Source organism: Burkholderia arboris, from assembly GCF_902499125.1.
Taxonomy (GTDB): domain Bacteria; phylum Pseudomonadota; class Gammaproteobacteria; order Burkholderiales; family Burkholderiaceae; genus Burkholderia; species Burkholderia arboris.
In genome coordinates this window covers 43,982-57,495 of the sequence record NZ_CABVPX010000022.1, presented here as the reverse complement: position 1 = coordinate 57,495, position 13,514 = coordinate 43,982, and the positions used below count along the sequence as shown (strand labels likewise).

At 67.8% G+C, this 13,514-nt stretch carries 12 protein-coding genes; 9 read left to right on the top strand and 3 right to left on the bottom strand.

Annotated elements, in window-relative coordinates; all coding sequences use genetic code 11:
• Positions 1-60: 60 nt before the first annotated feature.
• From BLA15945_RS24640 to BLA15945_RS24605, 8 genes are all read left to right on the top strand, one after another.
• A complete protein-coding gene (locus BLA15945_RS24640; RefSeq protein ID WP_059241207.1) occupies positions 61-978 on the top strand; it encodes a LysR family transcriptional regulator in 918 nt (305 codons plus the stop codon).
• 184 nt (positions 979-1,162) lie between these two features.
• On the top strand, positions 1,163-2,491 hold the full coding sequence (locus BLA15945_RS24635; protein WP_174993573.1) for an MFS transporter: 1,329 nt from the start codon (positions 1,163-1,165) through the stop codon (positions 2,489-2,491).
• 81 nt (positions 2,492-2,572) lie between these two features.
• Positions 2,573-3,556, top strand: coding sequence for a M14 family metallopeptidase (locus BLA15945_RS24630; RefSeq protein WP_059241209.1), 984 nt, complete (start codon positions 2,573-2,575; stop codon positions 3,554-3,556).
• A 238-nt stretch (positions 3,557-3,794) separates the two neighbouring features.
• Positions 3,795-4,367 (top strand): plasmid fertility inhibition factor family protein, encoded by a 573-nt coding sequence (locus BLA15945_RS24625; RefSeq protein WP_059241210.1) that lies wholly within the window; start codon positions 3,795-3,797, stop codon positions 4,365-4,367.
• Between the two features lie 232 nt (positions 4,368-4,599).
• Positions 4,600-5,949, top strand: a complete 1,350-nt coding sequence (locus BLA15945_RS24620) for a reverse transcriptase family protein (RefSeq protein ID WP_174993572.1) — start codon at positions 4,600-4,602, stop codon at positions 5,947-5,949.
• A gap of 326 nt (positions 5,950-6,275) precedes the next feature.
• On the top strand, positions 6,276-6,605 hold the full coding sequence (locus tag BLA15945_RS24615) for an H-NS histone family protein (RefSeq protein WP_059241212.1): 330 nt from the start codon (positions 6,276-6,278) through the stop codon (positions 6,603-6,605).
• A gap of 274 nt (positions 6,606-6,879) precedes the next feature.
• On the top strand, positions 6,880-8,127 hold the full coding sequence (locus BLA15945_RS24610) for an MFS transporter (RefSeq protein ID WP_174993571.1): 1,248 nt from the start codon (positions 6,880-6,882) through the stop codon (positions 8,125-8,127).
• Between the two features lie 44 nt (positions 8,128-8,171).
• Entirely contained in the window at positions 8,172-8,729 is a 558-nt protein-coding gene (locus BLA15945_RS24605; RefSeq protein WP_407045112.1) for an SLOG cluster 4 domain-containing protein, read from the top strand.
• 87 nt (positions 8,730-8,816) lie between these two features.
• Here BLA15945_RS24605 and BLA15945_RS24600 read toward each other — a convergent pair whose 3' ends face one another.
• From BLA15945_RS24600 to BLA15945_RS24590, 3 genes are all read right to left on the bottom strand, one after another.
• Positions 8,817-9,923 carry a polyamine ABC transporter substrate-binding protein gene (locus tag BLA15945_RS24600; RefSeq protein WP_059242401.1) on the bottom strand — a complete coding sequence of 369 codons (1,107 nt, stop codon included), beginning with the start codon at positions 9,921-9,923 and terminating at the stop codon, positions 8,817-8,819.
• Between the two features lie 823 nt (positions 9,924-10,746).
• Positions 10,747-11,436 carry a pentapeptide repeat-containing protein gene (locus BLA15945_RS24595; RefSeq protein ID WP_059242403.1) on the bottom strand — a complete coding sequence of 230 codons (690 nt, stop codon included), beginning with the start codon at positions 11,434-11,436 and terminating at the stop codon, positions 10,747-10,749.
• Positions 11,437-11,512: 76 nt separating this feature from the next.
• On the bottom strand, positions 11,513-12,151 hold the full coding sequence (locus BLA15945_RS24590) for a TetR/AcrR family transcriptional regulator (protein ID WP_081052083.1): 639 nt from the start codon (positions 12,149-12,151) through the stop codon (positions 11,513-11,515).
• Positions 12,152-12,384: 233 nt separating this feature from the next.
• Between BLA15945_RS24590 and BLA15945_RS24585 the strand changes: the two genes are divergently transcribed.
• Positions 12,385-13,509, top strand: a complete 1,125-nt coding sequence (locus tag BLA15945_RS24585; protein ID WP_174993569.1) for a Rieske 2Fe-2S domain-containing protein — start codon at positions 12,385-12,387, stop codon at positions 13,507-13,509.
• The last annotated feature ends 5 nt before the right edge of the window (positions 13,510-13,514 follow it).

The following is a 13,514-nucleotide window of genomic DNA, read 5'->3' as shown; positions in this document are numbered from 1 at the left end:
CGCCCCGCATGCGGGCGTGCGCACCGTGCAGCCCCTCACCGCCCACCCAGGAGCCAGGCCATGCAACTGAAATGGCTCGAAGACTTCGTCGAACTCGCCCGCACGCGCAGCTTCACGCGTGCGGCCGAAAACCGCTTCGTCACGCATCCGGCGTTCGGCCGGCGTATCCGTTCGCTGGAGGAATGGGTTGGCGCCCGGCTGATCGCGCGCACGAAGCCGCTTGAACTGACGGCGGCCGGCACCGTCTTCCTCGACGCCGCGTCGAACGCGCTCGACATCCTGCACGGCGCGCGCACGCAACTGCAGGAAGCGTCGCCGGTGCTGGAGAACAACCTGCGGATCGCGACCGGCCGCACGCTGTCGGCCACCTTTTTCCCCGACTGGTACGACGAGACGGTTGCGCGCGCAGGCTTTTTCACGGCGACCGTGTCGACCGGCAGCGCCGAGGAAGCGATCCTGCAGCTCACGGCCGGCGAAGCCGACATGCTGATCGTCTATTCGAGCCCGCACACGCGGCTGCTGATCGATCGCGACCGCTTCGACTGGCTGTCCGTCGCGCGCGAGGTGCTGGTGCCCGTCAGCGCGCTGGATGCGCGCGGCAGCGCGCGCTACCGGCTGCCGGCCGGGCAGGCGCCGGTGCCGTGGCTCGCGTTCGCCCGCACGCTGACGTTGCGCGCGGTGCTCGCCCGCCATCTCGCCGAAATGCCGAACCGTCCGACGCTGCGGCCCGTCTACCAGGCCGACTCCTACGAAGCGATCCTCGCGATGGCGCGGCGCGGGCTGGGCCTCGCGTGGCTGCCGCAACGGCTCGTCGCGGACGATGTGCGGCGCGGCGAGCTTGCGATCGTCGGCGGCGCCGACTGGCAGATCGGCTTCGACATCGCGCTGTACCGGCGCCGGAACGAATCGCATCCGGTACTCGACGCGATCTGGCGCACCGCGCCGTCCCGCGACGACGGCGAGGCGCCGGGCGGCTGAACCCGCCGCCCGCGCCGCCCGGCGCGGGCGATGCGCCGATCAGCACGATTGCGTGCCGAAACGGCACGAACGCTCGCCCCGCGGTGCCTACACTCCGCGCTTGACTGGCCCGAACGGCCGCCGGCAACCGCCGCGCGCCGTCTTTCAAAATCCTGACGGCCAGCATGAATGGAGGAGCACAGGCATGACCCGCAACCCGCACGCCGCGCAGCTGGCCCCGCACAATCCGTGGCGCGAGATCTGCGCCGCCAGCATCGGCAACGCGCTGGAGTTCTATGATCTGCTGATCTACGGTTACTTCGCGATTCAGATCGGCCAGCTGTTTTTCCCGACGCACGACGCGGCGACTTCGCTGCTGCTGTCGGTCGGCACGTTCGGCATCTCGTTCGTCACGCGTCCGCTCGGCTCGATCGTGCTCGGCAGCTACGCCGACCGTGCGGGCCGCAAGGCGTCGCTCACGGTGTCGATCGGGCTGATGATGGTCGGCACCGCGATGATCGCGTTCGCGCCGACGTATGCGCAGATCGGCATCGCGTCGCCGCTCGTGATCGTCGTCGCGCGGATGCTGCAGGGCTTCTCGACGGGTGGCGAATTCGGCGCGGCGACCGCGTTCATGGTCGAGCAGGCCGACGCGAAGCGCCGCGGCTTCTTCGCGAGCTGGCAGATGTCGACGCAGGGGCTCGCGACGGTGCTCGCGGCCGGCGTGTCCGCGCTGCTGAGCCTGCTGCTGACCGCCGACCAGCTGCATGCGTGGGGCTGGCGCGTCGCGTTCTCGGTCGGGCTGCTGATCGGCCCGGTCGGCCTGTACATCCGCCGCAACATCGACGAACCGGCCGATTTCCGCCGGCTCGGCGAGCAGGGGCGCGCGAAGTCGCCGCTGCGCGACGTGTTCGTCCGCGATCGCGCGAACATGCTGCTCGGCGCGGGCGTCGTCGCGACGGCCACGGCGTTCAACTACGTGCACAAGCTGTACATGCCGACGTATGCGGTGAAACAGCTGCACATCCCGGCCACGTCGTCGTATCTCGGCGCGGTCGTCACGGGGGCGATGCTGATGGTCGCGGCGCCGGTCGTCGGACACCTGTCGGATCGCTTCGGCCGCATCCGCGTGATGCTGATCGCGCTGATCCTGGTCGGCGTCACGACGTGGCCGCTGTTCGTGATGTTGAACCGCTATCCGACCGTCCAGACGCTGCTCGCGGTGCAGGCGCTCGTCGGGCTGCTGATCGCGGTGAGCCTTGCGCCGCTGCCGGCGCTGCTCGCCGACATCTTCCCGACCAGCACGCGCGGCACGGGCCTCGCGCTGTCGTACAACTTCTCGGTGACGCTGTTCGGCGGCTTCGCGCCGCTGATCGTGACCTGGCTGATCGACGCAACGCACAACAAGCTGGCGCCGAGTTTCTACGTGATGGCGACGGCCGTACTCGGCATCACGTCGGTGATCTCGCTCGGCCGCCGGATGCGCGGTGCGGCGGCAAGCTCCGCGCCGTCGCACCGCGCGACCGAGGCGTGACCGGCCTCACGCGAACCCGATTCGGGCGTAACCGGCACGCGCCGGCTGCGCCTTTCCCGAACCCTGACGAATCCTTCCGACATGACTACGCTTGAAGCCATCCGCGCCGCGCTGCCGGCCTATCCGATCGAAGTGGCCTTTCCCGACATCTCGCGCTGGCGCGCAGGCAATACGGGCATCGACTATCTGCATACGTTCGACAGCGGCAAGCCCGGCAAGCACGTGATGATCCTGGCGCTCACGCACGGCAACGAAGTCAGCGGCGCGATCGCGGTGGACGCGCTGCTGGCCGCCGGCCTGCGCCCGGTCGCGGGCCGCCTGTCGCTCGGGTTCGGCAACGTCGGCGCGTACGAGCGCTTCAGCACGGAGAACGCCGATGCGACGCGCTATCTCGACGAGGACATGAACCGCGTGTGGACGCCGGCCGCGCTCGACGGCACGCGCGACAGCCGCGAGCTTGTGCGTGCGCGCGCGATGCGGCCGCTGCTCGATACGGTCGACCTGCTGCTCGACATTCATTCGATGCACGAAGCATCCGCGCCGCTGATGATGACGGGGCCGCTCGACAAGGCGATCGCGCTGGCGGCCGCGATCGGCACGCCCGAACACGTGATCGTCGATCGCGGTCATGCGAACGGCACGCGGCTGCGCGACTACGGCGGCTTCGGCGATCCGGCGAGCGCGAAGAATGCGCTGCTGATCGAGACGGGCCAGCACTTCGCCGCGAGCGCGCGCGACGTCGCGCTCGACAGCGCCGCGCGCTTCCTGCTGCATGCGGGCGTTGTCGCGCGCGACGACGTCGCGGCGTTCCTCACGCAAACCGCGCCGGTGCGGCAGACGTTCATCGAGATCACGGAGCCGGTGGTCGCCCGCTCGATGGCTTTCCGGTTCTCGCAGCCGTTCACGGGGCTCGAGGTGATCGACAAGGCCGGTACCGAGATCGCGCGCGACGGCGACGACGTGATCGTCACACCGTATGACAATTGCGTGATCGTGCAGCCGTCGATGCGCCATCTCGGCCTGAACGTCACGATGATGCGGCTGGGGCGGCTGCTCGAGCGCTGAGCCGGACTGCCCGGCGCCCGGCCCGTGCCGGCATGCTGCATTGCAACCGTCGCGTTCATCGGACCGGCACGGAAAGGCGATACACTGCGCCGGTTCCCGATTCAGTCGGGAGCGTCAGGGCGCCGGGTGTCTGTATCGCGGTGCCGGCACGCCGTGCATTGCCGGCCGCTGCCACGGCGGCGCGGCTCGCTCCACGGGCCCTGACTCATTCCAAAAGACCGAGAGAAAGAGAGGGCCCATGCTGACACGTCTTCATAACGGAATTCTGCGCGCGCGCGACTTGCGCGAATCCGAATCCGCGTCATCGATCCAGCTCCGGCCGATGGCCTGCGAACTGGTCGACCTGAGCGCGAAGCGCGCAACCTGGCGCGTGCCCGTGCCCAACCAGGCAGACTGCTATCTGATGGCGCAGCCGGGCGGGCCGGAGCATTTCATCGTCCATGTCGACGCCGACAAGTTCTATCGCCGCTGGCTCGAGACGAGCCCCGCGTTCCCGAAGCAGAATTCGCAGGATTGCGTACCGCGCCAGGCCATGCCGCTCGACAGAAAGTTCGCGACGGCCGCCGCCGGGTTCAAGGGAGGTCGCGATGCACCCGTGCCGATGCCGTCGGTTGGCTACTGGACGGTGGCAAGCGGTTACGAGGTCGCGATGAGCGACGGCATGACGCGTACCTTCTGGCTGCTCGCCAATCGCGTGCGGTCGTTTCCCGTCGGCGTGAGCGACGCGAGCTGGGCGACGGTACTGAACAGCATGGTGGGCATCGGCGTAGCGCCGATCGCGTCCAGCGATCTGTTTTCCCGGCGCGCATGAGCGCGGCGCCCGGCCCGATTTGACACCTGGCGTCACCGCCGATTACAGTCGCGACGCGGGCGGTGGGTCAAGCACACCCCCGGAACAGGCAGCCGATGTTCCAGGACTACGGGGCTACCCCGTGGATCGGATCGATACGCCGATGCGTCGCAAGTGCCCGAGTTGCGCGTTGCGCAACGACTGCGCTCGCAGCACCAGCCACGTTGACTCATCGTCCCGCCCCTCTCTGTCCATGCACTCATCCCTGCGCGACACCACCCGTACGATTGCCGAGGCGATGCTCGCCGGTTCGCCCGAGCGCGGCAGCGTCATCGCGCGGATGACGGCCGTCCTCGGCGACGCGCAGCCGTGGGTCCAGGAGTGCGCGGATGCCGCGCTCGCGCGCTTCGGTGCGAGCTGGGCCGGCGTCGAGATCGACGCGCTTGCGGCGGTCCTGGCCGATGCGCCAGCGTTCGTGCGCGCCTGGCATGGCGATCGTCGGCCGACGGTGATCCGTATCGTGCGGCGGCCGCTCGCCCAGCAGCCGCTGCCGGCGCCGCTCGCCGGCTGCGACGTGCCGCAATGGGCGACGCCCGGCGATCTCGCCGGCTGGCTCGGCGTGAGCGCGCCGGCGCTCGACTGGCTGTCCGATCACTGGCGCGTCGACGCGCGCAGCAGCGCCACGCCGCTGCATCACTACACGTATGTCGCGGTCGACAAGCGCAGCGGCGGGTGCCGCCTCGTCGAAATCCCGAAGGGCCGGTTGCGCGAAGCACAGCGCTGCATCCTGCACGGGCTGCTCGATCGCATTGCGCCGCACGGTGCGGTACACGGTTTTCGCAAGGGGCACGGGATCGTGTCGTTCGCGGCGCCGCATGCGGATCGCGATGTCGTCGTGCGCTTCGATCTCGCGGATTTTTTCGTGTCGGTGCGCGCCGCGCGCGTGCATGCGCTGTTCGTGACGCTCGGGTATCCGGCCGAAGTCGCGCGTACGCTCACCGGGCTGTGCACCAATCGCGTGCCGTCGGCGCGGCTGCTCGCGCCGGACCTGCGCGACCGGTTCGACTGGATCGGCCGCCAGCGCTATCGGGAACGGCATCTGCCGCAGGGTGCGCCGACGTCGCCGGCGCTCGCGAACCTGTGCGCGTTCCGGCTCGACCTGCGGCTCGCCGCGCTCGCGCGAGCGCTCGACGCAACCTACACGCGCTATGCGGACGATCTCGCGTTTTCCGGCGGCAATGCGCTCGCGCGCAACCTCGAGCGGCTGCAGGTGAGGGTTGCCGCGATTGCGCTCGAAGAAGGCTTCGCGCTGCAACTGCGCAAGACGCGCGTGATGCGGCGCGGGTCGCGGCAGCAACTGGCCGGCGTGGTCGTCAATCGTCATCCGAACCTGGCGCGCGACGAGTTCGATCTCCTGAAGGCCATCCTGACCAATTGCATCCGGCACGGCCCGGCGTCGCAGAATCGTGACGCGCATCCGGATTTCCGCGCGCATCTGGCCGGACGCGTCGCGCATGCCACTGCGCTGAATGCGGCGCGTGGCGCGAAGCTGCGCGCGCGGTTCGACCGGATCGTGTGGGATGCCCACGGCGCGGACCGCTGAACGATCGCATCCGCACCGGCTGCGTTCTGCGACTTCTGCAACGCGCCGCCCCGCACTGCTATCATTCGCGCCATGCCGCGCCAGTGCCATGGTGCGGCGAATCACTTGCCGCTGCCGTTCGCTCCGTGCATTCGTACGCGGCGTGCCGGGCGTTGCCGGCCTGGTCCTGCCTGTCAATGACGCACGACGTCGTTTAGTGCGCATCGCGCAAACCATGCCGGCTCAGGCAAACGATTCACTTATTTGACAGCCCCGATCGGCGGAACTTCGTGGTAGGTTCGGCCGTCGGAGCTTTTTGCAAAAACATGCCCAAAGAGGATGAATACATGACCCAGGCCCTGCAGGAACTCGAAGCACAACTTCGGGACCTGAACATCAAGCTGTCGGATGCGAAGCAGAAGGAGAAGCAGGCCGCGCTTGCGGCATTCAAGGAACAGGTCGAGCTTTTGGGAATTTCACAGCAGGAAGTGCTGAGCGCGCTCGGCTACATCGTCCAGCGAAAACGCAAGGCGCCTGCGAAGTACTACGATCCGACGACCGGCCGCTCATGGTCGGGGCGCGGCCCGCGGCCGAAATGGCTCGAAGGCAAGGATCTCGACACGCTCGCCGTCGACCGCGAGGCCAAGGCCTGGTGGCCCGGCGACGATCAGGGCTGAAGCCCGCCGCGCCGCCAGGCCGCGCGGCGCCGTACGGTTCGCGCAGGCGGGCCGGCCGGCAACTCCCCGCCAGCATGCTGTTTTTCATCCGGTGTCCGGCCTGACCGCGACATCGCCGGCCTCGCCGCCGACACCGGATCGACGTTTTCCCCCGACCGTTCATCGCCCGCCGTTTCCCGGTTGCCGCCGGCCAAGCGGGGGCCGACGCGCGCCCGCGCCCGTCGTGCGTGGGCACAGGCCTTAGAATGTCGCCGGACATTCGTGGCAGGACACCATGGCAGCAAACATGAAATCTTCGACGCTCGGCGGCCCGTCGGCCCCGCGCGTGGAGCAGGTCGGGTCGTACGCGTGGAAAGCGCTGGCCGGATCGGCGATCGGCTATGCGATGGACGGCTTCGACCTGCTGATCCTCGGCTTCATGCTGCCGGCGATCACGGCGGTGCTGCAGCTGACGCCCGGGCAGGGCGGCGCGCTGGTGACGTGGACACTGATCGGCGCGGTCGCGGGCGGCATCGTGTTCGGTGCGCTGAGCGACCGCTACGGGCGTGTGCGCGTGCTGACCTGGACGATCCTGCTGTTCGCGATCTTCACCGGCCTGTGTGCATTCGCGCGCGGCTTCTGGGATCTGCTCGTCTACCGCACCATCGCGGGCATCGGCCTCGGCGGCGAGTTCGGAATCGGCATGGCGCTCGCGGCGGAAGCGTGGCCGGCCAGCAAGCGCGCCCGCGTGTCGTGCTACGTCGCGCTCGGCTGGCAGGTCGGCGTGCTGCTGGCCGCGCTGCTGACGCCGTTGCTGCTGCTTCACATCGGCTGGCGCGGCATGTTCGTGGTCGGCGTGCTGCCCGCGCTGCTCGCATGGGTGATGCGCAACAAGCTCCACGAGCCGGAAGCGTTCGTGCAGCGTGCGACGCAGCCGCCATCCAACGCGTTCCGCATGCTCGTCGCCGATAGCCGCACCGCGCGCACGAGTCTCGGCATCGTGATCCTGTGTTCGGTCCAGAACTTCGGCTACTACGGGATCATGATCTGGCTGCCGACCTTCCTGTCGAAGCAGATGGGCTTTTCGCTGACGAAGTCCGGGCTGTGGACGGCGGCGACCGTCGTCGGGATGATGGTCGGCGTCTGGGTATTCGGACAACTGGCCGACCGTATCGGGCGCAAGCCGACGTTCCTGCTGTACCAGCTCGGATCGGTCGTGACGGTCATCGCGTATGCGCGGCTGTCGGACCCGGCGGCGATGCTGTGGGCCGGCGCGCTGATGGGCATGTTCGTCAACGGGATGGTCGGCGGTTACGGGACGCTGATGTCGGAAGGCTATCCGACGGCCGCACGCGCCACCGCGCAGAACGTGCTGTGGAATATCGGCCGCGCGGTCGGCGGCTTCGGCCCGGTCGCGGTCGGTGCGCTCGCCGCGCACTACTCGTTCCAGACGGCCATCGCGCTGCTCGCCGGCCTCTACGTGCTCGACATGATCGCGACGGTGTTCCTGATTCCCGAACTCAAGGGCGTCGAGCTCGAATGAGCGCGGTGCGTCCGCGCGCCGCCACGATTTCACCGGAAACCACGATGCAACAGCAAAACAAGACGATCGGCGTGATGGGCTCGGGCAAGGAACCGTGGCTCGCGTTTGCGGAGCCGCTCGGCGCGTGGCTCGCGCAGGCCGGGTTCAACCTGCTGACGGGCGGCGGGCAGGGGGTGATGCTGGCGGTCGCGCGCGCGTTCGCCAGTGTGCCCGGCCGGGCCGGCCGATCGATCGGCATCGTGCCGACGCAGGCCGATCCGCTCGCGGGCTTCGTGCCGCTCGACGGTTATCCGCATCCGTTCGTCGACATTCCGATCCTCACGCCGCTGCCGCGCCGCGAACCGGGTGCCGATCCGCACACGATCAACCGCAACTACGTGAACGTGCTGAGCAGCGATCTGATCGTCGCGTTGCCGGGCGGGCACGGTACGGCCCAGGAAATTTCTCTGGCGCAACGCTGGCGCAAGCCGCTCGTCTGCTTCGGGCCGGACGGTGCGTTCGAGTCGCTGGCGCCGGATGCCGCGTGCACGTCGTCGCTCGACGACGTGATCCGGTTCGTCGACGATGCGCTGGCGATGGCGCATGCACGGAGCGCGCAATAGTTCGAGCGATCGACTCGACGGCTGCCGATGCGGGCGCGCCTGCGGCGCGAGCCGCCGCAGGCACGGTTCAGTCGCGCGGCGCCCCGCTCAACGCCCCGTCTTCAGCTGCGCCCACAGCCGGTTCTGCAGCCGGCGGATCTCGGGCGGCATCGGCTTGAGCAGCGTCATCTTGCTCAAGATCTCGTCGGCCGGATACACCGACGGATCGCGCGCGATGGCCGGCTTCACGTACTGGCGCGCGGCCTTGTTCGCGGTTGGATAGAACACCGCGTTGGTGATGCCCGCGTTGACCTTCGGGTCCTGCAGGTAGTTGATCCACTTCAGCGCGGCGTCGCGGTTCGGCGCGTCCTTCGGGATCACCATCATGTCGAACCACAGCAGGCCGCCTTCCTTCGGGTTCGCGAAGCGGATCTCGTACGGCCGTTTCGCCTCGGCCGCGCGGCGATGCGCGATGCCGACGTCGCCGGAATAGCCGAACGACACGCACAGGTCGTTGTTCGCGAGATCGTTGATATAGCCCGACGAATTGAACTGCGTGATGTACGGGCGCACCTTCTTCAGCACCTCGTACGCGGCACGGTAGTCGGCCGGGTTCGTGCTGTTCGGGTCCTTGCCCATGTATTGCAGCGTGGCGGCGAACACGTCGACGGCCTGGTCGAGGAACGACACGCCGCAGCTCTTCAGCTTCGCCATGTTGGCCGGATCGAACACCAGCGCCCAGCTGTCGACCGGCGCCTTGTCGCCGAGCGCCTTCTTCACGGCCTGCACGTTGTAGCCGATGCCGTCGGTGCCGTAGGCCCACGGCACGCCGTACTGGTTACCCGGATCGGCGTCGGCGACCATCTTCATCAGCAGCGGATCGAGGTTCGACAGGTTCGGCAGCTTCGACTTGTCGAGCGGCTGGTAGACGCTCGCCTGAATCTGCTTGGCCATGTAGTTCGACGTCGGCACGACGATGTCGTAGCCTGAATTCCCGGACAGCAGCTTCGCCTGCAGCGTGTCGTCGCTGTCGTAGTTGTCGTAGCGGACGTGCAGGCCCGTCTGCTTCTGGAAGTTCGGGATCGTGTCCGGCGCGATGTAGTCGGACCAGTTGTAGATGTTCAGCTCGCCGGCTGCGTGGGCGGTCGTGCCGGCGACGGCGATCGACAGGAGGGCGGCGGCTGAAATGGCGCGGCGAAGCGTGCGGATTCGCATGACGAAGTTTTCCCTGGCGGTGCGCGCGCCGAGCCGCAATGGGCGGGGTGGCGCGCGACGGTTCATCGGATGGAACAGGCGTGCGTGACCGGTGCTCTCGACGAGCACGGGCGACGCAATGAAATCAGGAGTCCGTGCGATATTGCGCATGGCTCGCGTGCAAACGCAACGTGAGCCGGTCCCGTCGCCGGTCAGGCGACACGGTACGCAGGTCGAACGGATACGGGGAAAGGGGCGGAGCGCTAAGGCAGCAGCGACGCCACGTCGTCGGTATGGATCGCGACTGACGCGCGGGCGGCGACGGCGTTGTGACGGCGAACGGAACGGCGGGACAGGATGGTGTAGATCGACAGCGGCAGGCGAGGACTTCGCCAGCCGTCACGGTCGTCGGGGGACGCGATCGCGGCGCGCCAATTGCGCGCATCGCCTCGTCTCCACCGCACCAGCGGGCCACGGATTCTCACGATTACTCTCGACCGGGTTGTTGAAAGTATTGAACACCCGGCGATTCGCCCACGGCGGCCGTTTCAAGTTTCGATCGTCGCGTTTGCCGCATGGCGGCATCTGCTGCACGACACGAACTGAAAGCCTGGCATTCAGCGAAATCGCCGAAATATGACGCTCTCGTGAATCATCGGGCAAATCGCTGTAAGGATGTCTCCGGATTTTCCCCTAGGGATTCGCGGGCCGGCGACGTGGTTGGGCCGGTCGCGTATTGCGCTCGCAAGCGCATGGAGGGCGGCCGAAATGTGGTCGAAGTGATGAGAATATTAGACGGCGCGGGGGCCCGCGCCGCGAAATCGCGTTCAGGCGGGGCGGCCCCTTACGCGACCCGGATCCCGAAATTCTCGATCATCATGGCCGCCTGATCGTAGGAGACGGTCGCGCCGCGCAGCACGCCTGACGAGAGCAGCTTGGGCATGGCGCCCAGATCCACGTCGCGCAGGTCGGCGCCCTCGAACCGGGCATCGTTCAGATGAGCGTTGCGCAGGCTGCCGCCTTCGAACACGGCGTCGCGGAAGTCCGCGCCGGCGAGGTCGGCGTCCGAGAAATCGAGTGCCACGAGCCGGGTCTTCCGGAACGAAAAGCGCCGCAGGCTCGCGCCAACCAGCAGCGTGCTGGCGAATTCGAGGCCAAGCGATCTGGATTCCTCAAAATCGGCGCCGGTCAGCCTGCATTCGGTGTACCGGACCGAGCCGAGCTTGCTGCGCCGCCAGCTCGTATTGTTGAGGTCGCATGACTGGAACGCGGCGTCCTCGAGGTCGCACGACGCAAAATCGGCCTGACGGGCCCGGCAGCGGATCCACGACGTGTGCGCGAGCGTCGCGCCGACGAACGACGCTTCCGCGAGCGCGCATCGCTCGAAGCGCGCGCCGCGCAAATCCAGGCGCGACAGGTCCGCTCCTTCGAGGTCGCAGTCCTCCAGGCGAAGGGGCGCCGGCGAGCCTTCGACGAGTTGCATCAATTCGGCGCGATCCAGCGTGCGGCCGGTCACGGAGACACCGTGGGTCATGAGGTGATCCATCGTCATGTGAATGGGCGGGGCAAACATTATCCGGATTTCGGACGCCTCGTGCGTCCGGCATCGCTTACTGCACGGCCTTCCTTTTGGCCGCAACCGGCTTGCCGGCCGGTTCGGCGCGCGCCGGCCACAGAATCCGCATCTGCGCGCGCATCGCGGGCTCGTCCGCCGGAACCAGGCAGTACGCGAGACCGATGCGGCTGACCAGCGCGATGATGTCGTCGAGCGCGGGCGCCGACGCGCCGCGCACCGCGACGTACGCGCGGTAAGGCTTGTCCAGCACGCGCTGCCACATCGGCGCGATGTTCTCGACGATGAAGCCGAACACGTCGGTCGACAGGCTCGTGGCCAGGTAGTTGTGGTGAAAGCCGCCGTGATGACGATCGCGGTAGCGCACCGCGAAGCACACGCTCTCCTCGCAGTAGGCATCGAAATCGTGCTCGAAGCCGGTGAGCGCGCGCTGCATCTCGTCGAAGAATTCGGCGTTCTGGACGCTGATCACACCCTGGATCAGCGCCTTCTTCGTGCCGAAATACCGGTACAGCGTACGCCGCGAAATATTGGCGCGCCGCGCGACGTCGTCGATCGACAGGCTGTCGATCCCGTGTTCGATCATCGCGTCGAGCGCCGCGCGCAGGATCGCGTTTCGCCCGTCATTGACGCTGTCCATCCTACTGGCGTCGCCCCAGCGCAGTTGCCGATCCATGCCTTTCCTCGATGCCGCATGCCGCGCGGCGTGTGCCGATCCACCGACCGAATCCGTCGGAACGGCATTTTCGCACACGTTGTCACAGAAATGAATTTTGTGCCATTATGCGGCACAAATACTTATGTTTGTGACATAGCGTTCCGGCTGGAATCCCGGCCGGCGCGTTCGCGGGCAAGGGCCGGTCATGCAGATGCCGGGCGGCGCCCATCTTTGACTGGAGGAGACGATCCATGGCCGATACCACCGTGCTGGCGACCCAGCGCCCCATTCACCGGATTCACGCCGCCCCCATCGACGCACGCTACGCACGCGGCTGGCATTGCCTGGGGCTGGCCGACGACTACCGCGACGGCCGCGCGCACGGCCTGTCGATCTTCGGCACGCGCGTCGCGGTGTTCCAGGGCGAGGGCGGGCAGCTGCACATCCTCGACGGCTATTGCCCGCACATGGGCGCCGACCTCGGGCGCGGGCAGGTCGACGGCGACACGCTCGTGTGCCCGTTTCACGGCTGGTCGTGGGCCGGCGACGGCACCTGCGCGGCGATTCCGTATTCGGCACGCATTCCGCCGAAGGCGCGCATCAAGTCGTGGCCGGCGATGGAGCAGAACCGTCTGCTGTTCGTGTGGAACGATCCGGAAGGCAATGCACCCGATCCGTCGGTTGCGATTCCGCGAATCGACGCGTGTTTTTCCGATGCATGGAGCGACTGGGCCATCGTCAAGTGGGTGATCGACACGAACTGCCGCGAACTGATCGACAACCAGTCGGACATGGTGCACTTCGGCCCCGTGCATGGCGCGCCGATCGACTACTTCTGCAATACGTTCGCGGGCCCGGTGGCCTATCAGAAGCTGCGCGGCACCAGCTCGCGGCTGGCCGGAAGCGGACGGCTGACGGCCGATTCCGCGTACTTCGGCCCCGCGTACCACGTGACGCTGATGACGGGCGAGGCGCAGGGCACGCCGGTCAGCTCGATCCTGCTCAACAGCCACGTGCCGATCGACACGAACCGCTTCGAGCTGCGCTTCGGCGTGATGGTCCGGAAGGATCCCGCGCTGTCGGACGAACAGAGCCGCGCGATGGTCGACGGTTACGTGCAGGCCGCGCAGTCGGCATTCCGCGAGGATGTCGCGATCTGGGAGCACAAGACGCGCGTCGACAATCCGCTGCTGTGCGAAGGCGACGGGCCCATCTACCGGTTGCGCGAGTGGTACCGGCAGTTTTACACCGACGTCGACGCGTTGTCCGCGCAGCACGCGCGTGTCGAGGTGCACGAGTACCGTGGCGAGGATGCGTGCTGGCGCCAGCTCGCCGACGTGCCGGCCGAGGCGGCGAGCCGCCTGTCCACGATCTGACCGGA